The following is a 26,717-nucleotide window of genomic DNA, read 5'->3' as shown; positions in this document are numbered from 1 at the left end:
CCTCCACCCATTTGAAGCCATGTGAGGATTTGGGCATATCCTTTCGAAAAGCTCCGGTATCGGGCCGTTCACGCTGTTCTCCCTGACACACGGTCCGGGCCTCCTCGCCCCATGAATCAGTCGCAACCGCAGTCCCAGGTCGTCGAAGTCAACCTCGAGCGCCTCGAGCGCATCCGAGACGTGCTGGCGATGATTTCGCTCGGGGAGTTCAACCCGGACCAGCACCTCATCCCGCTGGAGAACGACGATGCGTTCTCCTCGTTCGAGGAAACCATCAACCTCTTCGCGCGCCAGCTCCACGCGTCCGTGCACGAGAACGAGCAGTCCATCCGGAAGCTCGACGTCGCGCGGCGTGAGCTGGAGGAGAAGCTCTCCACCATCGAGCGGCAGCGGTTGGCCATCCGAGACCTTTCCACGCCCATCATCGAGCTGTGGGAGGACGTGCTGACGCTCCCCATCGTCGGCGTGGTGGACACGCAGCGCTCGCTGGAGATGACCGAGCGGCTCCTGCACCGCATCTCCCAGGGCAAGGCCCGGTGCGCCATCATCGACATCACGGGCGTGGAGGTGGTGGACACCTCCACCGCGAACCACTTCGTGAAGATGGTCAACGCCGCCCGCCTGCTCGGCACCTACTGCGTCGTCACGGGCATCAGCCCCGTCATCGCGCAGACGCTGACTCAGATTGGCGTGGACCTGCGTGATGTGAAGACGCTCGGCAGCCTGCGGGATGGGTTGAAGGAGTGCTTCATGTATCTGCGCAACCACACCGCCCACCGTGCCTTCGAGTCCAACGGTCGGTAAGGCCGAACCCTCTCAGGAACCTCATCAACATGTCACAAGCTTCCTATGAGCCCGGCATCACCGTCACGGGCGCGAGTGTCGTCTCCATCGTCGAGGCCATCCAGTCCTTCTCCGTGCTGGTGAATGCCCTGCTGGACGTGATGAAGGTCCAGGCGCGCGGCGCCGGGGGAGAGCGAGCGCTCGACCCCAGCGCCTGGTACCCCATCGAGGACTACCTGCTGGCGTACAAGAAGATCGACACGCTGCTGGGCGGGCGCGGCCTGGAGAAGGTCGGGTCGATGATTCCGAAGAACGCCGTGTTCCCTCCGGACATCACCGACATCCACAAGGCCCTGGCCTCCATCGACGTGGCCTTCCACATGAACCACCGGAAGAACGGCAAGGACATGTTCAACCCCGCCACGGGGGAGATGCTGGAGGGCATTGGCCACTACGCCTACACCGCCATCGCCGGGAAGAACGAGGGCTATGTGGTGTGTGGCAATCCCTATCCGTGTCGGTTCGACCAGGGTCTGGTCAAGGGCATGGCCCAGCGCTTCATGCCCAACGCCACGGTGACGCACGACCCGACGCACGGCTGTCGGCAGAAGGGCGGGGCTTCCTGCACCTTCGTCGTCAGCTGGTAGTTCGCGCGTGACTGCCCGAGCCTCGCGCCCCTTCGAAGCTGGAAGGGGCGCGGGAGGGGCGTGCTTCAGGGGGTGCGGCGCAGGGGCAGCAGCGCCCTCAGGCGCGCGTCCCGCAGGAACAGGCCCGCCCAGGCGAGGACGCCCAGGATGATGGGCGCGATGAAGGGGTCCGCCACGCGCACGTGCGTCGCCGTCGCGCCGCCCAGGTAGCCGGTGACGAGGATGGCGCCGAGCACCGCCGTCTGGGGTACCGCGTAGAGCAGCGCGACCAGGAGCTCGACCACCCCGATGGTGACAATCACCGACGCGGGGTAGCCGAAGTGCTCGAAGCCCTTGAGGACGTCGGGCGACTGGCTCACCTTCATCACGGCGCTGAAGCCGAGCCCGGCGACGGTGAGCGCGGAGAAGACGCGGCCCAGCCAGAGAGCCCAGGGCTTGGAGAGGGTAGACACTGCGGTGGAGGCGGCGGCGGTCGTCATGGGGGACTCCCTGAAAGGGAAGTGGGTTCCGAAAGGTGCGTCGGTTACAACAGGTAACCGGCGAACCAGTAACGGTCCGCGCATTTCTCCACAAGGAGGCACATCCATGTCACCAGGAACCGTGAAGTCTTTGGAGCCCGCCTCGAGGCCTGATCCAGCGTCGGAGTCCTGCCTGGCCGTCCGGGATGTGCTCACCCGGGTGGGCGACAAGTGGAGCGTCCAGGTGGTGGGGAGCCTGGGGGAGGGGCCCCTGCGCTTCAGCGACTTGAAGCGGGCCATCGAGGGCATCTCCCAGCGGATGCTGACGCTCACCGTGCGCGGCCTGGAGCGCGACGGGCTCGTCACCCGCACCGTCCACCCGACGGTGCCTCCCCGGGTGGAGTACGCGCTGACGCCGCTCGGCCGGACGCTGCTCGAGCCCGTCACGGTGCTGGGCCAGTGGGCCGTCCAGCACCGCGCGGAAATCCAGGCGTCGCGCGGCAGCTACGACGCGCGCCCGCAGCCCGCGCCCTTCACGGTGATCGGCAAGAAGTAGGGGCCTTCAGTCGAACATCGCGCGCAGCGCGTCGCCCAGCGTCTCCACGCCCACCACCTTCAGCTTCGTGCCCTCCATGCGCCGGGCGCTGCCCGCGGGCATCACCACGCGCTGGAAGCCCATCTTCGCGGCCTCCACCAGCCGGGGCTCCATCTGCCCCACCGCGCGCACCTCGCCCGCGAGGCCCACCTCCCCCAGCACCAGCGTGTGCGGGTCCATGGGCCGGTTCTGGAGGCTGCTCACCAGCGCCGCGCAGACGGCCAAATCACAGGCGGGCTCGTTGAGCTGCATGCCGCCCGCCACGTTGACGAAGAGGTCGCAGCCCACCAGCGGAATCTCCTCCTTCTTCTCCAGCACCGCGGCGAGCAGCGCCACGCGGTTGCCGTCCACGCCGATGGCGGTGCGCCGCGCCGTGCCGTAGCCGGTGGGCGCCACCAGCGCCTGCACCTCCACCAGCAGGGGTCGGGTGCCGTTGAGCGTGCTGGTGACGACGCTGCCGGACTTGCCCACGGGGCGCTCGGACAGGAAGAGGGCGGAGGGGTCCGAGACTTCCACCAGGCCCGCGCCCTTCATCTCGAAGACGCCAATCTCGTTGGTGGAGCCGAAGCGGTTCTTGTGCGCGCGCAGGATTCGGAAGGGGTGGCCGCGCTCGCCCTCGAAGTAGAGGACGGTGTCCACCATGTGCTCCAGCACGCGGGGGCCGGCGATGGAGCCCTCCTTCGTCACGTGGCCCACGATGAAGGTGGGCACCCCCGTGCGCTTGGCGTAGGCCATCAGCCGGCCGGCGACCTCGCGCACCTGGGTGATGCTGCCCGGCGCGTTGCCCAGCTCCGGCAGGTACATCGTCTGGATGGAGTCCACGACGAGCGCCTGCGGCTTGAGCGCCTCGGTGGCCGCGAGCACCCGCTCCGCGTCCGTCTCCGCGAACAGGTGGATGGCGTCTCCCTCCACGCGCAGCCGCTCCGCCCGCATCTTCGTCTGGCGCAGGCTCTCCTCACCGGACACATAGAGCACGGGGCCATGGCGGGCCAGCCTGTCCAGTGCGGCGAGCAGCAGCGTGGACTTGCCGATGCCCGGGTCTCCGCCCAGCAGCACGACGGAGCCGCTCACCACGCCCCCGCCCAGCACGCGGTCGAACTCGGCGATTCCCGTGCGACGGCGCACCTCCGTCTCGCCGCTGACTTCCTTGAGCAGCATGGGCTTCGCCGCGCCGCCCGAGGCTCCCCACGCCGGGCGCTTCTCGTCCTGCTTCGCCCCGGCCTCTTCCAGCAACGAGCTCCACGCGCCGCAGTCCGGGCACTTCCCCAGCCACTTCGCCGTCTGGTACCCGCAAGCCTGGCAGGTGTAGTGCGTCTTCGCCTTCGCCATGGGTTGTGTGTGTATCTCGGAACCCTGACGTTCCGGCGGGCTGTCGAGCAGGCACGATTGGTGAGCAGGCAGGCGCGATGTCAATCCCCATGCCAGCGAGTTGTACGAAAGGGAGGGGCGACCCAGCTTCATTCCCACGGGCGGCGCGGAGACGCGCTGGCTCAATCACAAGCCAGGTGGGCGCCGCTCCGTGCGCCCCCTTCACCACTCATAGTGAGGTCCGTCATGGGGATTATCGCTTTCCTGGTCATTGGCCTTCTCGCTGGTCTTCTTGCTCGCGCCCTGATGCCGGGGAATCAGTCCATGGGGCTGGTGGCCACCACGCTGCTGGGCATCGTCGGCTCCTTCGTGGGCGGCTTCATCGGCTCGCTGTTCCGCAGTGACGGCCGCATCTTCGACCTGCACCCGTCCGGTCTGCTGTTCTCCGTGCTGGGTGCCATCGCCGTCCTGTTCCTGGTGGGACTGGCCGGTCGGCGTCGCGTCCATGTCTGACGCACCCCTTCCCGTCTAGGGAAGGGTCACGGCCGGCGCTCCGGGTCTCCCGTGGGCGCCGGTCGTCTTTTCAGAGGGACGGGTGGGATGTTGTCAACCTGTCCGCGCTGAGGCGTTGACAAGTTTCCGCCGCCCGCGCAGCTTCGCGCTCCTCACGATTTCGAGGAGCCCATGTCCGACACCGCCGCTTCCAGCGAGTCCTTTCACGGCCATGCCCACCATGCCGCGCCCGCGCCCGAGGGCGTCGCCGTGCGCCATGACTGGGAGCTGGCCGAGGTTCGCGCCATCTACGCCATGCCCCTGTTGGACCTGGTGCACCGCGCGCAGACGGTCCACCGCGCCGTGTTCACGGACAACAAGGTGCAGCTGTGTTCGCTCCTGTCCATCAAGACGGGCGGCTGCTCGGAGGACTGCGCGTACTGCCCCCAGGCGGCCCGCTACAAGACGGGCGTGAAGGCGGAGAAGTTGATGGCGGTGCCGGAGGTGCTGGACGCCGCGAAGAAGGCGCGCTCGGCCGGGGCCACCCGCTTCTGCATGGGCGCCGCGTGGCGCGAGGTGAAGGACGGCCCGCAGTTCGACAGCGTGCTGGAGATGGTGAAGGGCGTGCGGGCCATGGGCATGGAGGCGTGCGCCACGCTGGGCATGCTCACCGACAACCAGGCGAAGCGGCTGAAGGAAGCGGGCCTGTCCGCGTACAACCACAACCTGGACACCTCGCCCGAGCACTACGGCGACATCATCTCCACCCGGCTCTACGATGATCGCCTGCGGACGCTGGGCCGCGTGCGCGACGCGGGCATCTCCGTGTGCTGCGGCGGCATCATCGGCCTGGGCGAGTCGGTGGATGATCGCTGCAACCTGCTGCGCACGCTGGCCAACCAGGACCACCACCCGGAGTCGGTGCCCGTCAACGCGCTGGTGGCCGTGGAGGGCACGCCCCTGGCCGAGCAGCCCCGCGTGGACACGGTGGACATGGTGCGCACCATCGCCACCGCCCGCATCCTGATGCCCCAGTCCATGGTGCGCCTGTCCGCGGGCCGCCAGCAGATGAACGAGGAGGCGCAGCTCATGTGCATGATGGCGGGCGCCAACTCGCTGTTCTTCGGCGAGAAGCTGCTCACCACCGGCAACCCCCAGTACACCCAGGACATGGCGCTCTTGGAGAAGGCGGGCATCCGCCCCCTGGAGCCCCGGCAAGAGGGGTAGGGCGGCGCTCGTGAGTGACGTGAAGCAGGAGGGCGTCGGGGCCTCGTCGGCGCCGGCGTCCGGTTGGGCGCGGGAGGAACTGGCGTCGCTCCAGGCTCGTGGCCTGCGCCGCTACCTGGAGCCGCTGGATTCGCCGCAGGGCCCGGTGGTGCGGGTCGGCGGCGAGACGCTCGTCAACTTCTCGTCGAACGACTACCTGGGCCTGGCGGCCTCCGCCTCCGTGCGGGCCGCCGCCATCGCCGCGGTGGAGCGGTACGGGCTGGGCACGGGTGCCAGCCGGCTGGTGGTGGGTGACACCGCCGTGCATCACCGGCTGGAGGCGCGGCTGGCGGCCTTCGAGCGGGCCGAGGCCGTGCTGCTCTTCAACAGCGGCTATGCGGCCAACACCGGCATCCTGCCCGCGCTGGTGGGGCCGGGGGACGCGGTGTTCTCCGACGCGCTCAACCACGCCTCGCTGGTGGATGGCTGCCGGCTGTCGCGCGCCCGCGTCGTCGTCTATCCGCACGCGGACGTGGAGGCGCTGACGAAGGCGTTGGAAGAAACGCCCGCGCGGCGCAAGCTCGTCGTCACCGACACGGTGTTCTCCATGGATGGGGACGTGGCGCCGCTGCGCGAGATTGTCGCCGCGTGCCGGGCGCACGGGGCCGCGTTGATGGTGGACGAGGCGCACGCCACGGGCGTCCTGGGGGCGCGAGGCGCGGGGCTGTGCGAGGAGCTGGGCCTGGAGGACCAGGTCGACCTGCGCATGGGCACGCTGAGCAAGGCGCTGGGAGGGCAGGGCGCGTACGTGGCCACGTCGCGCGCGGTGGCGGATCTGCTCATCAGCCGGGCGCGGCCGTTCATCTATTCCACCGCGCTGCCGGCGGCGATGTGCGCGGCGGCGGAGGCGGCGGTGGAGGCCGTGGAGAAGGACCCGGAGCTGCGCGAGCGGCTGTGGCGCAACATCCGGCGCTTCTCGGACGGGCTGCGTTCCATGGGCCTGCGCGCCGAGCCTCGCAGCGCGGTGTTCCCGGTGGTGCTCGGCGGGCCCGAGCGCGCGCTGGAGGCGGCGAGGAAGCTGCGCGAGGCGGGGGTGCTGGTGAAGGCCATCCGCCCGCCCACGGTTCCGGAGGGCACGAGCCGGCTGCGCTTCTGCCTGTCGGCGGCGCACACGCTGGGCCACGTGGACCTGGCGCTGGAGTCCCTGCGCGGCGTGGGAGTGCACCAGCGTGGCGAGGAGTAGGCCCTCACGGGCCTGTGCCGTGGCGCACGCTCGACGCCCGCGCCTCTCACGGAAGTTGCCCCGGCGAAGGGCTCGGCCCTCGGGGTGGCTCGTTCTCGCGACACCCCGAGGTCGCGGCGCCGATGGATGGGCCCGCGCATCCTTCTTCCCATGACCTGGTGAGCACGTCATGTCCAAGCCGTTCCAGATTTTCGTCACCGGTACCGACACGGGCGTTGGCAAGACGCAGACGTCGCGGGCCCTGCTGTCCCTGCTGGTCGACGCGGGCCTCGCCCCCGAGGGCTTCAAGCCCTACGAGAGCGGATGCGCCTCCCTTCGGGCTCCGGCGGATGCGCTGTCCCTGCGCGAGGCCGCCAGGAGCACGCTGCCCCTGGACGTCCTCTGTCCGCACCGCTTCCGCGCCCCCGTGGCGCCGGGCGTGGCCGCCGCTCGCCTGGGCCGGGAGCCGGACTGGGACGTCACCCTGGCCGCCTGGGCGCGCTTGAAGCACGGGCCGGCGGTGGTGGAGGGGGCTGGCGGCCTCTTCGTCCCCCTGGACTCCCGCCACGACGTCATCGACCTCATCCAGACCCTGCGCCTGCCCGTGTTGCTGGTGGCGCGCGCGGGGCTGGGGACGCTCAACCACACCGCGCTGTCGCTCCAGGCGCTCGCGGCCCGCCGCATCCCGGTGCGCGCCGTGCTGCTGTCGCGCTCTTCCCAGGAACGGGACACTTCCGAGCGCGACAACCGCGCGCTGCTGGAGGCGCGGCATGGCGTTCCCGTGCTCGGCCCGGTGCCGTTCGAGGCCGACGCCCGGCGCCGGCACTCCGCGTTCCGCCGCGCCCTGCGCCCTCTGGTGCCGTGAGCGCCGAGGCCGAGAATTCGGCCTCCCGCGCGTTCCGCCTTCCACGCGAGTGCTACAGGTCGCGCAAGTTTTCGGGTGACGCGGCCGTGAAATGGACGCGCCGTTTTTTCCGCGCGAGAACGCCTTCACGAATGGCGGACATCATCGACCTCACGTTCCTCGCGGACGTCCGACGCTTCTTCCACAAGCTCCTCGACCAGAGAGGGTTGTCCTACTTCCTCCAGAAGGACGGGGCCCGGCTGTTCCACATCGAGCCTACGAAGGTAGAGCTCGTCCTCCGCACCGCCCTGCGAGCCAGGGACCCGGAGCTTCCCAGGCCTCATGACAAGGCCATTGAACATTGCAGGAAGGAAGTGCGCCGCGAGCTCATCCGCCGCGTCGCCAACGCCATGCTCCAGACGGGGCTGTGAGCCGCTTCTCCTTCCGCACCGACTTCTCCCGCACCCCCAATCCCCTGGCGGAGGCGCTCGCTCGACACCGCGGCCTCCCTCCGCTGGACCTCACCGTCTCCAACCCCACCCGCGTGGGGCTCCCGGCGCCTGACGCCGGACTGCTCCACCCTCCCGGCGCGCTGGACTACGCGCCGGAAGCGCTCGGCCTCCCCTCGGCTCGCGAGGCGGTGGCCGCCCACCTCTCCTCCCGGGGGCCCGTCATCTCCCCTGGGCACCTGGTGCTGTCCGCCAGCACCAGTGAGTCGTACAGCTGGCTCTTCAAGCTGCTGTGCGAGCCCGGTGACGACGTGCTCGTCCCGGCCCCCTGCTACCCCCTCTTCGAGCACCTGGCCCGGCTGGAGGGCGTGGGCACGCGTCCGTACCGCCTGCCACTCGCGCATGGCTTCGGCCTGGACGCGGGCGCGGTGGAGGCCGCGCTCGGCCCGCGCACCCGCGCCGTGCTCGTCGTCAATCCCGGCAACCCCACCGGCCACTTCCTGCACGAGGGGGAGCTGGCCGCGCTGGCGGACGTCTGCGCGCGCCACGGCCTGGCCCTCCTCTGCGACGAGGTGTTCTCCGATTACGGCTGGGACGTGGAGTCGCACCGCGTGGCCAGCGTGGCGGGGCGCGAATTGCCCATGCTCACCTTCAGCCTCTCCGGCCTCTCCAAGGTCTGCGGCCTGCCCGGCCTGAAGCTGGGGTGGACACACGTGGGCGGCCCTCCCGCCGCGCGTGACGAGGCCCTGGCGCGCCTGGAGTGGGTGGCGGACACGTACCTGTCCGTGGGCACCCCGGTGCAACTGGCCCTGCCCGCGCTGCTCGCCCACGCGCCTGTCTTCCAGGAGGCGCTGCTGGAGCGGGTGAGGGGCCACCGCCGTCGCCTCGTCGCCGCGCGTCCCCCCGGTGCTCCGTGGGACGTGGTGCCCGCGCACGGAGGGTGGAGCGCGGTGGTGCGGATTCCGAGGGAGCCCGGAGACGAGGCGACGTGCCTCGCGCTCCTGGACGCGGGCGTGCTCGCGCAGCCCGGCTACTTCTACGACTTCGACTCGGGGGCGTTCCTGGTGCTGTCCCTGCTGCCGCCGCCCGAGGTGTTCTCCGCCGCCCTGGGCCCGCTCACGCGGGTGCTGGGGGCGGCGGAGTAGCGCGCGCGGCTCAGGTCTGCGGCGGGGTGATGAGCTCCACCGTCTTGAACGCTCCGCCTTCCACGCGGAACAGCTCGTACTCGGACGGGGCCTCGCCGGTGGCGTCGAAATCCAGCGCGCCGCTGGCGCCCTGCACGTTGATGACCTTGCCGGTGCTGACCTCGTTGCGCGCGTCGGTGAAGCGGCTGAAGCCCAGGGGGTAGGTGGTGGCCTGCGTGCCCGAGGGCGGCGTCAGCTTCGACAGGCCCACGGCGATGCGGTCGCCGGTGATGGGCTGCGGGTTGTTGACGTCCGCCCCCGCGGCGTAGGCCGCGCCCAGCGCCACCAGGTACATGGCGTCGTACGCGTGCGCGGTGAAGGAGAACTGGCCCGGGTCGGTGTTGTTGTTGGCCGAGCGGAAGCGCTCCTTGAAGGTGTTGTACACGGTGTCGCCCAGGCGGGCCTGCGCGGGGGAGGTGCCGTAGGCGCCTTCAATCTGGGTGCGCGCCGCGCCCAGGGCCGTGAAGAGGCCCGAGTCCTTGCTGGCATCCGTGAAGAAGTACATCTGCCCCGTGCGGCCCCGGGTGACGGCCTGGCTGATGATCTTGGCGTTGTCCTCGGAGAAGCCCGCCATCACCGCCACGTCGGGCTTGCCGTCGACGATGCGGGTCACCGCGGCGCTCACGTCCCCGTTGCGCTGGTACGGCGCGGAGGACGGCACCCGGTCGGTGCCCAACCGGGTGAGAATGGTGTCGAACAGGCCCTGGCCGTAGGCGTCGTCCACGTAGACCAGGCTCACGGTGCTCACCGTGGCGAAGGGCCGGCTGCTGTCGGCCAACGGCCGGGCGTTGCGCACCAGGTCGGCGATGATGCGGCCCTGGAGCAGGTCCGAGGGAGCCGTGCGCCACACGAGGCCCACGTCTCCGGACGCCGCCGTCTTGTCGCTCAGGTTGGCGATGTCCGCGCTGGTGGAGGTGTGCGTCATCAACAACACGTTGTTGGCGATGGCGACGCTGCTGACGGCGATGGTCTGCGCGCTGCCGGAGGTGAAGATGGCCGGCACGCCCTTCTCCGTCACCAGCCACTCCGCCTGCGTCTTGGCCCGCGCCGGGTCGGAGCGGGTGTCGCAGATGAGGAGGTTGAAGAACCGGCCGCCAATGCCCTCGCGCTGGTTGATTTCCTCGAGCGCCAGCTTGATGGCGTTGAGCGCCTGGACCTCGGACTCGTCCGGGCCGCCCGAGTTCGTCAGGGGCAGCGCCGCGCCCAGGAGGATGGGCCGTCCGGTGGTGGTGCCCACCACCTCGCCGCAGCCCTCCGGCTGGGGCAGGCAGAAGCCGGACGCCGAGCAGACCTGATTGGTGTCGCAGTCCGCGCTCGACTCACACTCGGTGAGGCCGCTCGCGGTGGTGAAGCTGCAGCCGGCCAGCAGCGCCGCGCAGCACGTCATGAGTCCCAGGGTCTTCATCAGAAGCTGACCTCCAGGCCCGCGCCGGTACCGCGAGGCGCCAGCGTCAGCCGGACCTCGCCCTCCACGGGGGGGCCGTCTTTCGGATACAGGATGATGGCGGTGATGGCGCCGGCCAGGCCCACGCCGAAGCCGATGTCCGCGAGCAGCGCCTTGCTCTTGGTGCTGTCCGCGAAGCTCTGCTTGGTGTCTTCCGTGCGCGCCGCGTCGAACTTCTCCCGCTCGTCGGAGGCCTGCATGCCGAAGAGCACGCCGGCGCCCACGCCCACAACGGCCACGCCGCCAATGGCGAACGCCGCGATTTTCTGCCGCTGGTAGGACTTCATCGCGCGCGCGAACTCGGCCTGCCGCTGCCGCTCGTTCTCCTCCTCCGCGCGCTTCGTCGCCAGTTGCTCCTCGTCCGCGCGGCGCCGGGCCGCCTCGGCCTCCTCCTGGAGCTTCTGGCGCTCGGCGTCCGCGGACGCCTGGGCCTGGTTCTCCTTGTCGAGCAGCAGCCGCAGCTTGTCGATGCTGCGCGCGCTGCGCTTGAGCAGCGCCGGGTCCGTGCCCTCGGTGTTGCCGACGTACTGCTGGTACCAGGAGAGGGCCTCCTTCAGCTCGCCCGCGTTCTCCAACGACACGGCGATGTTGAAGATGAGGCGCGGGTTGGGCTGGGCCTCGTGGGCCTTCTTCAGCACGTCCGCCGCTTCGGCGTACTTGCCTGCCTGGTAGAGCCGCTCGCCGTCCTTGATGAGGGCCGCTGGATTCTTGGCGCCGCGCTGGGCGAGCGCCACCGGGGGCGACAGCACAAGGGCCGCCGACAAAACGAAGACCAGTCTCATGATGGACACAAGCCTATCGCTAAGCCGGCCTTCGGTCGAAGAGGGCGACCTCACTCTTCGTGAAACGAGTCGGGGCCGCTCCCACCCAGTGAATGGGTCAGGAAGCGGCCCCGACGGGTGATTCAGGACGCTACAGGCGGGCGACTAGTTCTCCAGCCGCGAAATCAGCAGCTTGCGCTGGAGCGTCAGCGCCTCCGGGGCCTTGGTGCCCAACTGCTCGAAGAAGACCTCCTGGCTCTTCAGCTCGGTCTTCCACTCGTCCTCCTTGATGGAGGTGGCCTCCGCGATGACGTCCGCGGGGACGTCCAGGCCCTTGAGGTTGAGGCCCTCGTCGGCGCGCGGCACCCAGCCCAGCAGCGTCTCCTTCGTGGGGACGCGGCCATGCACGCGGTTCACCACCCACTCCAGCACGCGCATGTTGTCGCCGAAGCCCGGCCACAGGAACTTGCCGTTCTTGTCCTGCCGGAACCAGTTCACCTGGAAGATCTTCGGCAGCTGGGGAATGGTCTTCTGCATGTCCAGCCAGTGCTGGAGGTAGTCGCCCATGTGGTAGCCGCAGAAGGGCAGCATGGCCATGGGGTCGCGGCGCACCACGCCCACCTTGCCGGTGGCCGCGGCCGTCGTCTCGCTGCCCATCGTCGCGCCCAGGAACACGCCGTGCGTCCAGTTGAAGGCCTGGATGACCAGCGGCACCGTGGTGGAGCGACGGCCGCCGAAGATGAGGGCGGAGATGGGCACGCCCGTCGGGTCATTGGCCTTGGGGCTCAGCGCCGGGTTGTTGGACATGGGCGCGGTGAAGCGGCTGTTGGGGTGCGCCGCCTTCTCCGGGCTGCCCTTCTTCCAGGGGCGACCCTGCCAGTCGGTGAGCTCCTCGGGGACTTCGCCGTCCTTGCCCTCCCACCACACGTCGCCGTCGGCCGTCAGGGCCACGTTCGTGAAGAGGGTGTCCTTGGAGATGGTCTCCATGGCGTTGGGGTTCGTCTTGTAGTTGGTGCCGGGGACGACGCCGAAATAGCCGGCCTCCGGGTTGATGGCGTACAGGCGGCCATCCGGGCCCGGGCGCATCCAGGCGATGTCGTCGCCGACCGTCTCCACCTTCCAGCCCTTGTACTCGGCGGGCGGAATCATCATCGCGAAGTTCGTCTTGCCACACGCGGACGGGAAGGCGGCGGCCACGTAGGTCGTCTCACCCTTGGGGCTCGTCACGCCGAGGATGAGCATGTGCTCGGCCAGCCACCCCTCCTCGCGGCCCAGGTAGCTGCCGATGCGCAGGGCGAGGCATTTCTTGCCCAGCAGCACGTTGCCGCCATAGCCCGAGCCGAAGCTCCAGATGGTGTTGTCCTGGGGGAAGTGACAGATGTAGCGGCGGTCCGGATTCACGTCGCCGGTGCTGTGCAGGCCGCGGTTGAAGTCGTCGCTGTCGCCCAGCATGTCCAGGGCCTGCTTACCCATGCGCGCCATGATGCGCATGTTCAGCACCACGTAGACGCTGTCGGTCAGCTCCACGCCGATCTTCGTGAAGGGGCTGCCGATGGGGCCCATGGCGTAGGGCACCACGTACATGGTGCGGCCCTTCATGCTGCCGGCGAAGTGCTGCTCCAGCTTCGTGTACGCCTCTTCCGGCTCCATCCAGTTGTTGGTGGGGCCCGCGTCCGTCTTGTTGGGCGTACAGATGAACGTGAGGTGCTCCACGCGCGCCACGTCGTTCGGGTTGGAGCGGTGCAGATAGCAGCCCGGCCGCTTCTCCTGGTTCAGCGGGATGAGGATGCCCTCCTGCACCGCCTGCTCCGTGAAGCGCTTCTTCTCGGCCTCGGAGCCGTCGCACCAGACGATGCTGTCCGGCTGGGTCATCTTGGCCATCTCGGCCACCCAGGCCAGCAGCGTGGGGTTCTTCGTGGGGGCCACAGAGGCCGCCGCCGCCACTTGCGTTGAAGCCATGGAAGTTTCCTTGTGTTGTCTCAAGAGAGGGGCTCCCTATCCTGGTGAAAAAGGGCGAGCACCCTACCAGCGGGAGAAAGGTCAAAACTTCTGGAAGGGGCGCCCAAAAGCAACTGGCGTCCGGCAGTCAACCGCCCCCCCAGGCGGGGCTCTACTAATTCCACTTATCAGCGGCCGGGCATCTAGTAGTTGACGGCGCGGTGCGGCAGGGACTCACCGTCCGCACCCGGAGGGTACAGGTTGGGGCCCCTCCGGGTTTTATGACCATCGCCATCGTCCTGGGCATCGTCGTCGTCGCGCTGGTGCTGTTCTCCATCGACACCATTCCCATCGAGGTCAGCTCGCTGGTGGTGGTGTGCTTGTTGGCGCTGACGGGAGTGCTGACACCCGCGCAGGCGTTCGAGGGTTTCAGCAACGACACGGTCATCTTCATCTTCACCCTGCTGGCGATGACGCAGGGGCTCGCCTCCACGGGCGTGGTGCAGCTCGTCGGGCAGCGGCTGGCCTTCTTCGCGCGCTTCGGCCACCAGACCTTCGTCATGGCGATGATGACGGTGGTGGCGGTGTTCTCCTCCATCATCTCCAACACGGTGACGACGGCGGCGTTCCTGCCGGTGGCCATTGGCGCGGCGAACCGGGCCAAGGTGCCCAAGAGCAAGGTGCTGCTGCCGCTGGCGTACGCGTCGATGCTGGGCGGCATGGTGTTCCTCTACGGCACGTCCACCAACCTCGTGATGTCCGCGGCGTTGGAGCGCATGGGGATGCGCGGCATCGGCGTGGCGGAGCTGGCGCCGGTGGGCCTGCCGGTGGCCGTCATCGGCATCCTCGTCGTGGTGGTGCTGGGGCCCCTGCTGTTGCCCTCGCGCGAGGGCAAGGCCGGCGAGGAGGAGTGGGTGCTGCGCGACTACCTCACGGAGGCGGTGTTGCCGGAGGGCTCGCGCTACATCGACAAGCCGCTGGCGGAAATCACCGAGGGCCTGGGGCTGCGCGTCATCGGCATCGTCCGGGACGGGCGCGCGGCGTCGGCCGAGCCCACGCAGTTGTTGCGCGGCGACGAGCGGCTGCTGGTGGAGGGCAGTCGCGAGGACATCCTCCGGGTGAAGGACCTGCGGGGCATCGAAATCCGCCCGGACCTGCGGCTGGCGGATGAGGACCAGCTCGACAAGGACACCGCGCTGGTGGAGGCCACGGTGCCGCCGGGCAGCGCGCTGGTGGGCCGGAGCTTGAGGGAGTCGCTCTTCGTGGAGCGCTACGGGCTGGTGGCGCTGGCGCTGCACCGTCACCCGAGCATCCAGCGCGTCACCAAGCTCCAACTGCTGGGCCGCATCTTCGGCGAGCGGCGCATGTCGCTGCTGCCCCTGGCGGTGGGGGACGTGCTGCTCCTGCGCGGGCCCCGGCAGAAGGTGTCGGAGCTGGCGGAAGGGGGCCAGTTGGTGGTGCTCGGGGGCCATGACTACCAACCGCCGCGCTATGGCAAGGCGCTGCTCGCGGTGGTGCTCTTCCTGAGCGCGCTGGCCGCGGGCTCGCTGGATATCGTCCCGCTGTCGGTGGCGGGGCTCACGGGCATGCTGGCGATGATTGCCACCCGCTGCGTGGACGCGCGCAACGCCTTCCGCGTGGACTGGCGCGTGGTGTTGCTCATCGGGTCGATGATGGCGCTGGGGCTCGCCATGGAGGTGAGCGGCGCGGGGAAGTACCTGGGGCGGCACGTGGCGGAGCTGGGCGACTTCGGCGGGCCCCGCACGGTGCTGGTGGCGCTGATGCTGCTCACCATCCTCCTGTCCGCGCCCATGTCCAACCAGGCCGCGGCGCTGGTGGTGCTGCCAGTGGCCCTCAACGCGGCCACCCAGCTGGGCGTGGACGTGCGCCCCTTCGCCATGGGCGTGACGCTGGCGGCCAGTTGCTCGTTCATCACCCCGCTGGAGCCCAGCTGCGTGCTCGTCTACGGGCCGGGGCACTACCGCTTCACGGACTTCTTCCGGCTGGGCACGCCGCTCACCGCGCTCTTGCTCTGCGTGCTGACGGTGGCGGTGCCGTGGGTGTGGCCGTTCGAGGGGAAGGCCGCGAAGGCGTCAGTGGATGGCGGCGCGAAGGCCGACCTCGTCCAGCACGCGCGCTTCGTGGCCGAGCATCCACTCCAGTCGTTCGCGCACGGCGGCCTCGTCGCCTCCGTTGGCGGTGACGGCCAGGCGGAAGAAGAGCGACTGGTGCCCGTCCTCGGACTGGGCCAGCTCTCCGTAGAAGCGGGCGAGCGCCGGGTCCGTGAGCCCTTCGGCGAGCAGTGACAGCCGCTCGCAGGAGCGCGCCTCGATGACGGCGGCGACGAGCAGCCTGTCCAACCTGCGCTCCAGGGCGGGCGTGCGCACCAGCTTCTGGAGGCCCTGGGCGTAGGGGTCTCCCGCGTCCTTCGTGAGCGTCAGCCCCCGCGCTTCCATCAAGTCCAGCACGCGGGCCAGGTGCGCGCTCTCCTCGCGCGCCAGCCGAGCCATCTGCGCCGGCAGGCCCGGCAGGTCTGGGTACGCCTGGAGCATGGAGAGGGCGTTGGCCGCGGCCTTCTTCTCGCAGTGGGCGTGGTCCACCAGCACCGCGTCGAAGTGCTCGAGCGCCAGCGGCAGCCAGCGGGGGTCCGTGGCGCGGTGGAGGATGACGGGGCCCTCTCCAGAGAGGGGACGGCGGGAAGGCGTGGGACGGCTCATGGAGGGCGCGGACCGTACCGCATCCGGAGCTGGGGCCGCGAGCTACTCCACCAGCACCAGGCGCCACGTGCGGCCGGCCAGGTAGCCGACCTTGCGGGCGATGCGCGCGGTGCTCTCGTCGCGCTCGTCGATTCGCATCGTCAGCCGGGGCAGCGAGGACAGCAGGTGCCGGGAAATCTGTCCCAGGCACAGCGTCGCGTGGCCCTTCTTTCGCTCGGCGGGCACGGTGTACAGGCCCTCCAGCTCCGCGCCGTACTGGGAGCGGCTGCCGATGTCGACCTTGAGCACCAGCGCGTTGTTCTCCTCCAGCACATACGTGCGGCGCTGGCGCACGCGCTGCTCGACGCGCGCCTCGTAGCCGCTCGGGTCCTCCGACAGCGGGTCTCTCTCCAGCGCCTCGCGTACGTAGCCCTGCGCGAGGGGGAGCAGGCGGGGCAGGTCCTCTTCCCGGGCCAGCCTCAAGAGGGGATTGGTGAAGGGCCCCAGGTCATCCGCGGACACGGAGAACAACCGCTGGGTGCGAGACAGCCTTGGCTTGCCGGGGGACAGGCTGCGCAACAGCGCGTCCACGGCGGACTTGTCGCCCACGGTGGCCCTCAGGCGCAGCGAGGAGGCCAACGCGTCCGCGATGACGCTGGTGGCGCCCGCGTCGCTGGCGCTGGGGACGACGAGGCCCCCTTCACCCCCCACGAAGACCGCGGCGGTGAGCGCCTGGTTGTCGAAGCGGCCGTAGAAGGCGAAGGGGATGCGGCCTCGCGCGGCGATGCCGAACTCCTCCAGCAACCCCAGCAGGTAGAGGTTGTGGACCGGGTCCTTCGAAAGCAGCGCCCGCAGGGCGTCCGCGTCCTGGGGGCCAAGCTGTTCGACGGAGACGGGCATTGAGGGGCGTGAGGGCCTCGGGACCATACGCAAAACCGGGGCTCACGGGCCAGCCTCCATGGGTACGCGGAATTCGAAGGGATACACCACCGTCGCTTTTCCACCCCGGGAAGGGGTGGGGAACCCGATGTCCAGGAGTGAATCCACGACGCACGCCTGCACCATCGGGTCCGGAATGGTGCTCACCAGCAGCTCGCCCCCTCTCATCTCCCCGGTGCCCCCACCCCGGGCCTCCACGATGAAACGCAGCTTCACGGCCTGTGGGCCCCGGTTCCGCTGTGCGGCATCCTCGAAACATTGCTGCACGAGCGGAGTGACGGCCTTGATGGCGGCCTCGATGTCCTCCGGGCGGAGGTCACCATCGACGGACTCGATGACGGGCTCGGTGGTGATGACGCGGCGCAGGTCCGGCTGGTCGGGGCCGGGGAGGACGGGCACGGCGGACTGAGGGGAGGGGAAGGCGGGGGGCGGCACCACCGGGGGCGGCCGGCGCGCGGGCGGAGTGGGCTCCGGGCGGACGGGGGCCTCGACGGGCGGAGGGGGCTCGTCCGGAGGCGGTGCGTCACCGGGCTGGGTAAGCCAGAAGGCCAGGGCGGCCAGGAGCACGAGGATGCCCAGGCAGACCAGGGGGACGACGACCCAGCGGGTGACGGAACGCTGTTGGGACATACATGCTCTTGGGGTGCGGGAAGGGCGGGGGAGGATATGCCGGGGGGCGACGCCCGTGGGCGCTCAGTCGCAGGAGCGCTGGTCGGGCTTGCCGTCCGTGCACTGGCCCACGGGGGCGAAGCGGGACTCGGCCTCCGCGACGACTTCGTCCACGGGCCGGGCGCACTCGGCCTCCGCGAGCGTGCCGCGAATCTCGAACAGGCGCAGCACCTCCGCGCACCGCTGCTGGAAGGTCTTCACCCCGTCCTTGAAGAGCGGACGCATCACCCGAGGCGAGAAGGCGTAGCCGCTCGCCGTCGCCAGCGAGGACTCCGGACGGAACATCCACGAGGAGCGCCAGCTCGACGCCACCTGCTCGAAGCGCGCCGGCCCCATCCACATGCTCGTGGCGGCCTGGAGCGAGCGCGGCTCCGTCGGCACGAAGCCCGTGCCCGTGCGACGGCAGTAGGTGGGCACCGCGGTGGGGTCCTCCACGTTCGCCAGCCGCAGCGTGCAGACGTTGTACTCCGCGAAGCGCCGGCCCACGGCGGCCAGCTCCGCCTGCTGCACCTCGCCCACGCGCGGCTGCGCGACGAACAGGTCGATGGTCCGCAGCAGCGTGCTCACCGCGTTCTCCGGCGGAGGCTCGGGCGTCGGCTCCAGGCCGCCCGTCGAGACGACGAGCACCCGCTCCGCGCCGCGCTGCACGGCCTGGAGCAGCGGCAGCCCCGAACGCACTCCGCCGTCCAGGAACGTGCCCTGGTAGCGCCCCGAGCGCGAGGGAATCCACGGCACCGGCTCCGCGAGCACCGGCTCGACGATGGACGCCACCACCGCGTTGATGAGGCCGTCCACGCGCTGCGCGTCCGTCGCCGTCGGCGGGAAGTCCGCCGGGTCCTGGTCGCTGACGCCGAAGACATCTCCGGTGTTGAAGTCCACCGAGACGGCCACCAGCTCCGTGCCGTTGGTGAGCTGCGCGGGGATGACGGCGGCGCGCAGCTTGTCCTGCACCCCGTCGAAGCGGACCAGCCCCTTCAGGTCCGAGGCAATCTTCCAAATCCACGTCGAGTTGACGCAGTAGAGGTCCGACTCCACCGAGCACGTGTAGTTGCCGAGGAGCATGTCCCGCGCCTTCTGTTCCTGGCCGGGCGTGTGGAACAGGTCCACCATCGTGCCGATGAGCGCGCCGGTGCTGGTGCCCGCCGCCAGGTCGATGCGCGCGTCACCACACCCCTCGGGCTCGGGCTTGCCCCGGCACTGCTCCATCACCCCGAGCAGCCGCCACATGATGCCGGCGCTGAAGGCCCCATTGGCTCCGCCGCCGCTGAGCACCACCGCGTTGGATGGACGCCCGAGCTTGCGACTCCAGCGGCGGGCGCTCACGTACTGGGCGGCGGACTCGGCGCCTTCACGCAGGCCCTGCTTGAGCAGGAAGGGATTCATCGGGTCCTGGAGCGAGTCGCCCAGCGCGGCCAGCGACGCGGCGATGCCCATCGCGTTGCCGATGAAGCGCTGCGCGTCGACCTCGGCGGCCGTGGGACGGGTCGGGTCCACCGTGCCCGGCATCGCCGGCAGGCCCCACACTCCTCCCGCCACCGTCTTCTTCAAGAAGGTGTCGTAACAGGCGGAGTTGCTGCCTCCCGCATTCGCTCGCAGACACTCCACCTGCTCCGCGATGACCTCGGACGCGCCGCCCAGGGCGGACATCCACTTCGCTGCTTCCGCCGGGTCCGCGTAGGCGTCCACCAGGTGCGAGCGCGTCAGGCGCCCCACGCGCTCCCGGAGGGACACGGGCAGCGGCGGCGTCTTGGGCTCCGAGGGCGCGTTGAGCTCATCGAGGATGTAGCCGGTTCGCAGGAAACAGCCGTTCGACAGGGCGGCCATCGCCGCGAGGCACAGCAGGTACGTGCTACTTCGGTTCACGAGGTCCCCCGTCAAGGAGCGCATGGCGGGGGCCCGGGAAGCGGACGGCGGGGCACCCCTTCGTCACATCGCGAAGGGGACGTTAGCGCATGCGGCCCACGCGAGAGGGGCGACAAACGAAAGGCCCACCCCTGGGGAGAGGTGGGCCCGCTGCTCCTGGACTTCATGGCCCGGGAGGGCGAGGGGCCCTACGGGTACACCTCGCGGCGAGTCGTCGTGGTGCGCGGCGTGGGGGAGATGGCCCCTTCCGCGTGGACACGCTGGCGCTTGCTCACCCCCAGCCCAGCGCCGAGCACCGAAGCGACGAGCCCCAGGAGCAACGCGCCGAAGACGCCCCAGAAGGCGCGCCCCGTCTTGTCGGCGGCCTGGAGCGCGCCCTGCTGCACCTGCTCACCCACCTGCCCCACCTTCGCCTTGGCGCCGTCAATCTGTATCTGGACGCGGTTGGCGACGTCCTCCGAGTCCTGCCGCGACAGCCGCGTGTTCTCCGCGATGGAGGTGACGAGCAGCTCGCGGTCCACGTTCCCCGTGCGCACCGCGGTGGTGACGATGTCCTTGGTGGCCGCCTCGAGCTGATTGGCGGTGATGGTCGGTTTGCCCTCGGCCTTGAGCCGCTCGTTCACCGGACCGAGCGCATCGTTGGCATCCAGGCCGAACGCCTGGGCCGCGTTTCCACCCTGGGAGGCCGCGCCCGCCACGGCCGCGCCGGTGGCACCCACCACGCCCGTGGTGGCCTTGAACGCCGTGCCGACGACGGTGGACACGACCATGCCCATGAGGACGACGCCGGCAATCGTCGTCAGGCCCCACATCACCGCGCCGTGCATCGCGCCGCCGGCCTTGTCCACCACGCCCGCGGTCCTCGCGGCCAGGAAGCCGCCGATGAAGAGGGCGATGAGCGGCGCGATGAGGCCCCAGATGCCGGTGCCGATGCCCGCGGAGCGCGCGCTGTCGGGGTTGCTCGGGTCCACGGAGGACAGGCCGAGCGCGAGGCCCAGCGAGTACAAGAGGATGAGCACGCCGAGCGCGACGACGGTGCCGCCGAGAATGGCGCCCCAGCTCAACTTGAAAGGCGTTCCCGCGCTGGCGCCGATGACGCCAGGTTTCTCGTTCTCCACGATGGTGGTTGCCATGGGCCGGGCCTCCTGCCGCGGTGAGCACCCAAGGGACGGGCGTGCTCGGGTCCGCGGCAAACATGGGCATCGTCGGGCAACGGACGATTCCTCACCCCAAGGACGCCCCCTCGGTGAGAGGGAGACGGCAGAGGCTCACCGCAGGCCGAGTGCCTCGATGAGCACCGCTTCACGCGCCACCACCGGCGAGCGGGGAAGGGCTTCCAGCGAGAAGGCGCGCACCAGCGCGTCGAGTGTCCTGGGACTCCCATCGCCCAGGCCACTCCATGCGGCGAGCAGGCCGAGCACCCGCTCGGGAGCAAGTCCGCGCTCGCGCAGCTCCGCGAGCGCGAAGGCACCCTCGCGCTTGGCGAGGCGCTTGCCATCCTCTCCATTCACGAGCGGGACGTGGAGGAAGTCGGGCGCCTGCTCACCCAGTGCCGTGTAGAGCTGGAGCTGGCGGGGCGTGGACGACAGCAGGTCATCGCCGCGCAGCACGTGGGTGATGGCGGTGGCGGCATCGTCCACGACGACGGCGAGCTGGTAGCTGGCGACGCCGTCATTGCGGCGCACCACGAAGTCACCCACCACCGCGTCCACGTCCTGCGAGTAGGGCCCCATGAGCGCGTCGACGAAGCGCACCTCTCCAGGCCGCGCGCGGAAGCGCCAGGCTGGGGCTCGCGTCTTCGCGCGCTCGGCCCGCTGGTCGACGGTGAGATGGGCGCAGGTGCCCGGGTAGCGAGGGCCTTCCTCGGACAGGCCGTGGGGCGCGCTGGCGGCGCGAGCAATCTCGCCCCGGGTGCAGAAGCACGGATAGACGAGGCCCTCGTTCTCCAGCGTGGCGAGCGCCTCGCGATAGATGTCATCGCGCTGACTCTGGACCAGGGGCGTCTCGTCCCAGTCGAGGCCGAGCCAGCGCAGGTCCGCCATCAAGTCCTCGACGTACTGGGGCTTGCAGCGCGCGCGGTCCAGGTCCTCGATGCGCAAGAGGAAGCGGCCCCCGGCGGCGCGAGCCTGGAGCCAGCCGAGCAGCGCGCTGCGGATGTTGCCCAGGTGCATGCGCCCGGTGGGGCTGGGGGCGAAGCGCCCGCGAAAGCCGCTCATGGCCGGACCAGCGGTCTGCGGATGGGGTCCACGGGCTTCCGGGTGGGCGCCGTGGGCTTCACCGGGTTCGACAAGGGGACGGCGTACACGCTCTGTGCGGCGCGAGTGACGCGCGAGGCACCCGGCGTGGGCGACAGGGGCAGTGTTTCGGTGAGCCCTGCCTCCACACCTCGTGAAGCCAGCTGGGCCGCGAGCGCGCGCAGGGGCTCACCGGCGTCGAGCAGCTCCAGGTCCATCGCGAGGCGAGGCAGCCTGCGCGGAGCCGCGTCCCCAGGAGCGAACACGAAGGCATCGAGCGCGAGCCCGGTATCTGAGCGAGACAGGGTGCCGAACACGACGAGGTCCGCGCTCGCCTCGCGTCCCAGCGTCGATGCGGCCTGGAGCGCGGAGGTGTCGAGCCGATTGCCCGAGAGGGCGAGGGCCAGCGCGGCCGTGGCGCCGGTGCCGGTCGGTTGAATCGTGAAGGTGACTTCGCGCTCGGGGAGTGCCTCCACGACGCCGCCTACGGACTCACCGGAGGGAAGGGTGGCGCGCCACAGGTGCGCACCGGGAGGCACCTGCGTGACACGAACGGGCGTGGTGCCCGCGGAGGACCCATCGAGCGTGACTTCGAGGCCCTGTGGAAACGACTCGAAGCGGAGGACGCCGCGAGGCTGGGTGGCATGGGCCGCGCGGACGCGCTCGACGGTGTGAGCGAAGAGGGGCGAGGTGGCGGCGAGGGGCAGCGGACGACCTGGAGCGATTGCCAGCGCGTGGGTGAGGGCGCTCGCGGCTTCGTCATCGCGACCGATGGCGTAGCGCACGGCGGCGCGCAGGGCATACGTGTCCGCGAGCTCGGCGCCGTCCTGGAGGTGGGGGGCATTCGCGGCGTAGGCGTCCAGGGCGCGTCCGAGGGCACTCTCCGCGCGGGTGAAGTCGCGGGCCGCGCGCGCGGTGGTGGCCTCCTGCACGGCGGCCTGGGCGGCGGCGAGTGCGTCCGTCTTCACGTCGGTGGGAGACGGCACGGGAGGCTCCGCGAGGGCGAGCCCCGCCATGCCGTGGATTTCCGAGGCCAGTCGCGCGGCGAGTCGAGGACCTGCGCGCGCGGGCACGTCTCCGGAGACGGCCTGGAAGGGCAACACGGCCACCTTCGTCCGAGGCGCGCGTCGTGGCGCGGCGATGGAAGAGGCACCCAGGAGGAGGCAGAGCAGGAGCGCGAGTCGCGTCATGGTCGGAGCGGGGAGGAACCGTCCGAATTCCTAGCACGGAGCCGCGAGCCGCGCTCCGCCCGGCCGATGGGCGGGCCGGGGGCTTCGTCTTGCCGCGATGATGTCAGGTCCTTCCGCTCATGGTCCTCCTGCCTGTCATCGTGGTCGTCGTGGTGGTCGTGGTCGCCTCCATGCGACGCCATGGGAAGGTGAGCGCGAGCGCAAGGCCCGCCAGCCCCACGATGCAGTAGATGAGGCGCGAGAGGGCGCTCGCCTGCCCCTGCGTGTCGCCACCGAAGATGGCGTTCACGAGGTTCCAGTTGAAGAAGCCAATCAGGCCCCAGTTGATGGCGCCGATGATGGCGAGCACGGCCATCACCTTGGCGAGCACTGACTTCAGTCGGTCTGCTTCCAGTCGTTCCATGGCCTGTCTCCTCGTGTTGTCGAGAGTGTGAGCCGAAGGTGCTCGGTGCCTCTCATCGAGGGCGGGGACCGTCGGTATCCCTCGGTCTTCAATCTATGGAGCACCTGGAGCGCTCGACGCGATGGCCCGGCCGCCCTCGTGGTTCGCGGCGCTGCGGCCGAGGTGTCCTGTCCATGCTCAACGAGGACGGGAGCGTTCCACCGGAGGCACGAGTTCCCGAGGGGCGTCTCGAAGCCAGGGACTGCCCATCGTTGGGGCGATGAAACAGGATGCGAGGAACAGGAAAGACCCCTCCCGGCATCGCGCCTTGAAGGTCGCGCTCGGCGTCGTGGCCATGGCGTTGGTGCTGGTCGTCGGCGTGTTGGCGCTCAATCCTTCCTGGCTCGCGCAGCGTCTGCGCGGACAGGTCGAGACGGCCGCCACCCGGGCCCTTGGCCACAAGGTGACTCTGGAGAAGCTGGATGCGCAGTGGTTCCCGAAGCCTGGCGCCACGATGACGAACTTCCGGGCCGAGGGTGAAGGCGACGAGCCGCCCTTCCTGGAGGCCTCGCGTGCGACGGCCACCGTGCGGTTGTGGCCGTTCATCCGGAGCCTCGGCAAGGACGTGCGCGTGGGGGCGGTGAAGCTGGAGGAGCCTCGGGTGAACCTGGTCCGGCGCGCTGACGGGACGTGGAACTACGAGTCCGTCGGGAGTGCTCCGGGCAGCTCCAGCGGTGAGTCTGGAACAGGGGCCTCCACGGAGGCCTCCATCGAGAGCCTTCGGATTCAGGATGGCGTCGTTCAGGTGACGGACAGGCAGGCGGCAGGGGGCACGGCCGTGGCCGCGCTCCGGGACCTCGATGTGGACTTGAAGCACGTGGGGCCGGGCCTGCCGCTCGAGGGCTCGATGAAAGCGGCGGTCGCGGCCTCGAAGCAGAACGTGGAGGCGGACTTCAAGGTGGACCCACTTCCCACCGGCAAGCCCGCGCCCGGTCAGCCCTGGCCCACGGTGACGATGAAGCTGCGCGGAAGGGATTTCTCCGTGAGCGAGATTCGCGACTTCCTTCCGCCCTCGGCGACCGCCTACTTCACGGGAGGGCTGGTGGATGTCGACGCGGAGGTGAAGACGGACCAGGGACAGTACGTGCTCACGGGCCATGGAGCGGCGAAGGGGCTGAAGCTGAGAGGGGACCCGGCGAGTGGTTCGTTCGACTTCAACTCACGCATCGACCCCGCCAACGCGAAGGCTGCGAAGGTGAACTTCACGCGCCTCGCGCTCGCTGGTCCAGGTGTCGATTTGGGCGGGACGGCTTCGGTGCAGATGGCGCCTCCGCGCGTGCGGTTCGCGTTGGAGGGGAAGGAGCTCGATTTGCAGCACCTGTTGGGGGCGCTTCCCAACGAGCCGAAGAAGGAGGCGTCCTCCAACACGACCACCGCGCTTCCCGCCACTGTGCGCGCGAGGCTCGGGAAGGTGGAGGTGGATGGGACGCTCAAGCTCGCGAGCCTTCGTCACGGGACGCTCCAGGCGACGAACGTGGACGCGGAGGCGAAGCTGGATGACGGGGTGCTCCTCATCGAGCGAGGAGGGGCGACAGTCTATGGCGGGCGCGCGGACCTCACGGGGACGAAGGTGGACCTCACGAAGTCGCAGCCCGCGTGGACGCTGAAGGCGAACCTGGACGGGATGAACACCGCGCAGGCCTTCCAGGCGCTGTCCGGACAGTCGTCGCTGCAAGGTCTCGCCAGTGGGGAGCTGCAGCTCAATGGAAGTGGCCTGGACTGGACGCAGGTGCGCGACCGCGTCACGGGGGGAGGGAGCGTGCGTCTTCGCGACGGCGCGCTCACGACGGCGGACCTGGGGGGCGCGTTGGCTCCGGCCCTGTCGCAAGGACTCTCGGCGCTGGGGCAGAAGGGGGCGGCGGGGACGGTGGAGAAGGCGGGGAAGGGTACGCAGTTGAAGGACTTGAACGCGCGGTTCAGCGTCAGGAACGGCTGGGTTTCTTTCACCAAGCCCATGGCGTTCCAGACCGACCTGGGAAACGGAACGCTGGATGGCAGGGTGGGGTTGGATCAACGGCTGGCGCTCAAGGGCACGATTGAGGCGTCCAAGGATTTCGTCTCGGGACTCACCGGCGGGGCTGTTCCGGTGAAAGAGCCGGTGTCCATTCCGCTCACCATCACTGGAACGTTGAAGTCGCCGAAGGTGAACGCGGGGAGCCCGACGGATATCGCGAAGGGATTGTTGCCGGCCCTGCCCGTGCCCAAGAGCATCCAGGACCCGGTGAATCAGGCGCGCAAGAGTCTGGGCGACCTCCTGAAGCGCCCCGGCAAGAAGTAGGGACGGGTTACTTCGCGGGGGGCTGGATGGGCTGGGGCTTCAGGCCGTGACGTTGCTTGAAGTCCGGCCACTCGCGCACGAAGTCCTGGGCGTTCCCGGCTTCGATTTCGGAGAAGCTCTTCTCCGACGAGTAGCTCCAACGGGGACGTGGCGAAGGGTGCTCACCCATTCGTTCGCGCAGCAGGTCGAAGGCGAAGATGGCCCAGTGAGGTGGAGGGTTCTCGGTGACGACCGTCTCGAGGACATTCGCGACCACTCGGTCGACGTCCTTGTTGGGAAAGCCGCGAAGGAGCTTGAGCAACAGCGCGAAGGTGTTGTCGAAGGAGGGATAGGCGACGACGTCGCGAGCCAGTTCGTCGCGATAGCCTTGGACCCGCGACCTGTCGGGAGGCGCTCGTGGGTCGTAGACTGAATGGACCGCATCGAACTCTTCGGACCCCAGGCCGGACACGCCATCCCAGCGTGTCACGGGATGGATGGCGGCGAGCACCCTCCAGTCCGAGTGCGCCTCCTCGAAGTCGGGTGTCTCCCCAGCGAGTCGTGCCTGAATCCATCGGTCCAGTGCCTGCCGGGCCGCTGTGATCACCCGTCGGTAGGCTTCCACATCCGAGTCGCTGGCTGCGAAGCGCGTCCCACAGAACGGCCACACGGGCACCCATTGGCCATCCTCCTTGTTGAGGAACGCGACGACCGTAAGCCCTACCTGGACATTCGTGTCGCATGGGCTCGCGGACAGGATGAATGTCTCGACGCGCTCTCCGGTGCGTACCGAGCCTTTCCAGGTCTCACGAACCTCCAGGGTCACGCTGGCGACGTATCCCAACCCCACGTAGTCCTCCGGATCATTTGGCCGCTCGCGCACGCTCTCGACTTCTGCCCAGACGATGAGCTGGGCTTCGTGCGCCAGCTCCCAAAGCGTATGCGGCGGAGCGGGAAATGAGGCCCTGGCTTGGGGTGCATGGCTGAGCACCGTGACGAGTGTCAGGGCGAGAAGTTGATGTGTCGCTCTGGCGGCTGTCCACCGAGAAGCAGCGAGTGTGGATGGCGCGGTTCGAAGTGAGAGGGGCGATTGTTC

At 69.6% G+C, this 26,717-nt stretch carries 24 protein-coding genes and 1 pseudogene; 11 read left to right on the top strand and 14 right to left on the bottom strand.

Annotated elements, in window-relative coordinates:
- Window positions 1–111 precede the first annotated feature (111 nt).
- Together HUA75_RS25450 and HUA75_RS25445 are read left to right on the top strand one after the other, a co-directional pair.
- Entirely contained in the window at window positions 112–804 is a 693-nt protein-coding gene (locus HUA75_RS25450) for an STAS domain-containing protein (protein ID WP_141647141.1), read from the top strand.
- Window positions 805–833: 29 nt separating this feature from the next.
- Window positions 834–1,430, top strand: a complete 597-nt coding sequence (locus HUA75_RS25445; protein WP_141647140.1) for a hypothetical protein — start codon at window positions 834–836, stop codon at window positions 1,428–1,430.
- 65 nt (window positions 1,431–1,495) lie between these two features.
- Here HUA75_RS25445 and HUA75_RS25440 read toward each other — a convergent pair whose 3' ends face one another.
- Window positions 1,496–1,909, bottom strand: coding sequence for a DoxX family protein (locus HUA75_RS25440; protein ID WP_141647139.1), 414 nt, complete (start codon window positions 1,907–1,909; stop codon window positions 1,496–1,498).
- Window positions 1,910–2,015: 106 nt separating this feature from the next.
- On the opposite strand from HUA75_RS25440, the gene HUA75_RS25435 reads away from it, so the two are divergent.
- Entirely contained in the window at window positions 2,016–2,444 is a 429-nt protein-coding gene (locus HUA75_RS25435; protein ID WP_174487826.1) for a helix-turn-helix domain-containing protein, read from the top strand.
- Between the two features lie 6 nt (window positions 2,445–2,450).
- Here the strand turns inward: HUA75_RS25435 and radA are convergent, their stop codons facing one another.
- Window positions 2,451–3,812, bottom strand: a complete 1,362-nt coding sequence (gene radA / locus HUA75_RS25430; protein ID WP_174487825.1) for a DNA repair protein RadA — start codon at window positions 3,810–3,812, stop codon at window positions 2,451–2,453.
- Window positions 3,813–4,037: 225 nt separating this feature from the next.
- On the opposite strand from radA, the gene HUA75_RS25425 reads away from it, so the two are divergent.
- From HUA75_RS25425 to HUA75_RS25400, 6 genes are all read left to right on the top strand, one after another.
- On the top strand, window positions 4,038–4,304 hold the full coding sequence (locus HUA75_RS25425) for a GlsB/YeaQ/YmgE family stress response membrane protein (RefSeq protein WP_141647136.1): 267 nt from the start codon (window positions 4,038–4,040) through the stop codon (window positions 4,302–4,304).
- Between the two features lie 171 nt (window positions 4,305–4,475).
- The gene (bioB, locus tag HUA75_RS25420) at window positions 4,476–5,510 is read left to right on the top strand and encodes a biotin synthase BioB (RefSeq protein ID WP_174454693.1); all 1,035 of its coding nucleotides are present in this window, start codon (window positions 4,476–4,478) and stop codon (window positions 5,508–5,510) included.
- A 10-nt stretch (window positions 5,511–5,520) separates the two neighbouring features.
- On the top strand, window positions 5,521–6,732 hold the full coding sequence (gene bioF, locus HUA75_RS25415; protein ID WP_174487824.1) for an 8-amino-7-oxononanoate synthase: 1,212 nt from the start codon (window positions 5,521–5,523) through the stop codon (window positions 6,730–6,732).
- 169 nt (window positions 6,733–6,901) lie between these two features.
- A complete protein-coding gene (gene bioD, locus HUA75_RS25410; protein ID WP_174462983.1) occupies window positions 6,902–7,576 on the top strand; it encodes a dethiobiotin synthase in 675 nt (224 codons plus the stop codon).
- Window positions 7,577–7,707: 131 nt separating this feature from the next.
- Window positions 7,708–7,986 carry a hypothetical protein gene (locus HUA75_RS25405; RefSeq protein ID WP_141647132.1) on the top strand — a complete coding sequence of 93 codons (279 nt, stop codon included), beginning with the start codon at window positions 7,708–7,710 and terminating at the stop codon, window positions 7,984–7,986.
- The gene (locus tag HUA75_RS25400) at window positions 7,983–9,149 is read left to right on the top strand and encodes a pyridoxal phosphate-dependent aminotransferase (protein WP_174487823.1); all 1,167 of its coding nucleotides are present in this window, start codon (window positions 7,983–7,985) and stop codon (window positions 9,147–9,149) included. The genes HUA75_RS25405 and HUA75_RS25400 overlap by 4 nt, the downstream gene beginning before the upstream one ends.
- A gap of 10 nt (window positions 9,150–9,159) precedes the next feature.
- Here the strand turns inward: HUA75_RS25400 and HUA75_RS25395 are convergent, their stop codons facing one another.
- From HUA75_RS25395 to HUA75_RS25385, 3 genes are all read right to left on the bottom strand, one after another.
- Window positions 9,160–10,593 carry an ABC transporter substrate-binding protein gene (locus tag HUA75_RS25395; protein ID WP_141647130.1) on the bottom strand — a complete coding sequence of 478 codons (1,434 nt, stop codon included), beginning with the start codon at window positions 10,591–10,593 and terminating at the stop codon, window positions 9,160–9,162.
- Window positions 10,593–11,414: a tetratricopeptide repeat protein gene (locus tag HUA75_RS25390; RefSeq protein WP_174454698.1), complete on the bottom strand. Its 822-nt coding sequence runs from the start codon at window positions 11,412–11,414 to the stop codon at window positions 10,593–10,595. The genes HUA75_RS25395 and HUA75_RS25390 overlap by 1 nt, the downstream gene beginning before the upstream one ends.
- A gap of 144 nt (window positions 11,415–11,558) precedes the next feature.
- A complete protein-coding gene (locus HUA75_RS25385) occupies window positions 11,559–13,352 on the bottom strand; it encodes a phosphoenolpyruvate carboxykinase (GTP) (RefSeq protein WP_141647128.1) in 1,794 nt (597 codons plus the stop codon).
- 260 nt (window positions 13,353–13,612) lie between these two features.
- On the opposite strand from HUA75_RS25385, the pseudogene HUA75_RS25380 reads away from it, so the two are divergent.
- Window positions 13,613–15,424: pseudogene (locus HUA75_RS25380) on the top strand (SLC13 family permease); the annotation flags it as partial.
- Here HUA75_RS25380 and HUA75_RS46920 read toward each other — a convergent pair.
- The 8 genes from HUA75_RS46920 to HUA75_RS25345 form a co-directional block, all read right to left on the bottom strand.
- Window positions 15,425–16,048 carry a tRNA-(ms[2]io[6]A)-hydroxylase gene (locus tag HUA75_RS46920; RefSeq protein WP_141647126.1) on the bottom strand — a complete coding sequence of 208 codons (624 nt, stop codon included), beginning with the start codon at window positions 16,046–16,048 and terminating at the stop codon, window positions 15,425–15,427. It lies immediately after the preceding pseudogene.
- A 42-nt stretch (window positions 16,049–16,090) separates the two neighbouring features.
- The gene (locus HUA75_RS25375) at window positions 16,091–16,927 is read right to left on the bottom strand and encodes a GNAT family N-acetyltransferase (protein WP_174454700.1); all 837 of its coding nucleotides are present in this window, start codon (window positions 16,925–16,927) and stop codon (window positions 16,091–16,093) included.
- A 42-nt stretch (window positions 16,928–16,969) separates the two neighbouring features.
- The gene (locus HUA75_RS25370; RefSeq protein ID WP_174487821.1) at window positions 16,970–17,596 is read right to left on the bottom strand and encodes an AgmX/PglI C-terminal domain-containing protein; all 627 of its coding nucleotides are present in this window, start codon (window positions 17,594–17,596) and stop codon (window positions 16,970–16,972) included.
- A 63-nt stretch (window positions 17,597–17,659) separates the two neighbouring features.
- Window positions 17,660–19,498, bottom strand: coding sequence for a patatin-like phospholipase family protein (locus HUA75_RS25365; RefSeq protein ID WP_174487820.1), 1,839 nt, complete (start codon window positions 19,496–19,498; stop codon window positions 17,660–17,662).
- 188 nt (window positions 19,499–19,686) lie between these two features.
- Complete coding sequence (locus HUA75_RS25360; protein WP_141649077.1) at window positions 19,687–20,631, bottom strand: hypothetical protein; 945 nt, start codon at window positions 20,629–20,631, stop codon at window positions 19,687–19,689.
- Between the two features lie 135 nt (window positions 20,632–20,766).
- Window positions 20,767–21,714: a tRNA glutamyl-Q(34) synthetase GluQRS gene (gene gluQRS / locus HUA75_RS25355; RefSeq protein WP_141649078.1), complete on the bottom strand. Its 948-nt coding sequence runs from the start codon at window positions 21,712–21,714 to the stop codon at window positions 20,767–20,769.
- The gene (locus HUA75_RS25350) at window positions 21,711–22,922 is read right to left on the bottom strand and encodes a PEGA domain-containing protein (RefSeq protein WP_217446248.1); all 1,212 of its coding nucleotides are present in this window, start codon (window positions 22,920–22,922) and stop codon (window positions 21,711–21,713) included. The genes gluQRS and HUA75_RS25350 overlap by 4 nt, the downstream gene beginning before the upstream one ends.
- 103 nt (window positions 22,923–23,025) lie before the next feature.
- Entirely contained in the window at window positions 23,026–23,325 is a 300-nt protein-coding gene (locus HUA75_RS25345) for a DUF378 domain-containing protein (RefSeq protein ID WP_141649079.1), read from the bottom strand.
- A 307-nt stretch (window positions 23,326–23,632) separates the two neighbouring features.
- Between HUA75_RS25345 and HUA75_RS25340 the strand changes: the two genes are divergently transcribed.
- Window positions 23,633–25,642 carry an AsmA family protein gene (locus HUA75_RS25340; protein WP_254627740.1) on the top strand — a complete coding sequence of 670 codons (2,010 nt, stop codon included), beginning with the start codon at window positions 23,633–23,635 and terminating at the stop codon, window positions 25,640–25,642.
- A 7-nt stretch (window positions 25,643–25,649) separates the two neighbouring features.
- Here the strand turns inward: HUA75_RS25340 and HUA75_RS25335 are convergent, their stop codons facing one another.
- Window positions 25,650–26,504, bottom strand: a complete 855-nt coding sequence (locus HUA75_RS25335; protein WP_174487818.1) for a hypothetical protein — start codon at window positions 26,502–26,504, stop codon at window positions 25,650–25,652.
- Between the last annotated feature and the right edge of the window lie 213 nt (window positions 26,505–26,717).

The organism is Myxococcus sp. CA040A (genome assembly GCF_013336725.1).
Taxonomy (GTDB): Bacteria; Myxococcota; Myxococcia; order Myxococcales; family Myxococcaceae; genus Myxococcus; species Myxococcus llanfairpwllgwyngyllgogerychwyrndrobwllllantysiliogogogochensis.
Note: the sequence above shows the minus strand (reverse complement) of the source record. Positions and strands in the feature narration are given on the sequence as shown.

Coding starts and splice junctions, on each gene's coding strand:
- HUA75_RS25450 (WP_141647141.1), top strand. CDS start 112: ATGAATCAGTCGCAACCGCAGTCCCAGGTCGTCGAAGTCAACCTCGAG.
- HUA75_RS25445 (WP_141647140.1), top strand. CDS start 834: ATGTCACAAGCTTCCTATGAGCCCGGCATCACCGTCACGGGCGCGAGT.
- HUA75_RS25440 (WP_141647139.1), bottom strand. CDS start 1,909: ATGACGACCGCCGCCGCCTCCACCGCAGTGTCTACCCTCTCCAAGCCC.
- HUA75_RS25435 (WP_174487826.1), top strand. CDS start 2,016: ATGTCACCAGGAACCGTGAAGTCTTTGGAGCCCGCCTCGAGGCCTGAT.
- radA (WP_174487825.1), bottom strand. CDS start 3,812: ATGGCGAAGGCGAAGACGCACTACACCTGCCAGGCTTGCGGGTACCAG.
- HUA75_RS25425 (WP_141647136.1), top strand. CDS start 4,038: ATGGGGATTATCGCTTTCCTGGTCATTGGCCTTCTCGCTGGTCTTCTT.
- bioB (WP_174454693.1), top strand. CDS start 4,476: ATGTCCGACACCGCCGCTTCCAGCGAGTCCTTTCACGGCCATGCCCAC.
- bioD (WP_174462983.1), top strand. CDS start 6,902: ATGTCCAAGCCGTTCCAGATTTTCGTCACCGGTACCGACACGGGCGTT.
- HUA75_RS25405 (WP_141647132.1), top strand. CDS start 7,708: ATGGCGGACATCATCGACCTCACGTTCCTCGCGGACGTCCGACGCTTC.
- HUA75_RS25395 (WP_141647130.1), bottom strand. CDS start 10,593: ATGAAGACCCTGGGACTCATGACGTGCTGCGCGGCGCTGCTGGCCGGC.
- HUA75_RS25390 (WP_174454698.1), bottom strand. CDS start 11,414: ATGAGACTGGTCTTCGTTTTGTCGGCGGCCCTTGTGCTGTCGCCCCCG.
- HUA75_RS25385 (WP_141647128.1), bottom strand. CDS start 13,352: ATGGCTTCAACGCAAGTGGCGGCGGCGGCCTCTGTGGCCCCCACGAAG.
- HUA75_RS46920 (WP_141647126.1), bottom strand. CDS start 16,048: ATGAGCCGTCCCACGCCTTCCCGCCGTCCCCTCTCTGGAGAGGGCCCC.
- HUA75_RS25375 (WP_174454700.1), bottom strand. CDS start 16,927: ATGCCCGTCTCCGTCGAACAGCTTGGCCCCCAGGACGCGGACGCCCTG.
- HUA75_RS25370 (WP_174487821.1), bottom strand. CDS start 17,596: ATGTCCCAACAGCGTTCCGTCACCCGCTGGGTCGTCGTCCCCCTGGTC.
- HUA75_RS25360 (WP_141649077.1), bottom strand. CDS start 20,631: ATGGCAACCACCATCGTGGAGAACGAGAAACCTGGCGTCATCGGCGCC.
- gluQRS (WP_141649078.1), bottom strand. CDS start 21,714: ATGAGCGGCTTTCGCGGGCGCTTCGCCCCCAGCCCCACCGGGCGCATG.
- HUA75_RS25350 (WP_217446248.1), bottom strand. CDS start 22,922: ATGACGCGACTCGCGCTCCTGCTCTGCCTCCTCCTGGGTGCCTCTTCC.
- HUA75_RS25345 (WP_141649079.1), bottom strand. CDS start 23,325: ATGGAACGACTGGAAGCAGACCGACTGAAGTCAGTGCTCGCCAAGGTG.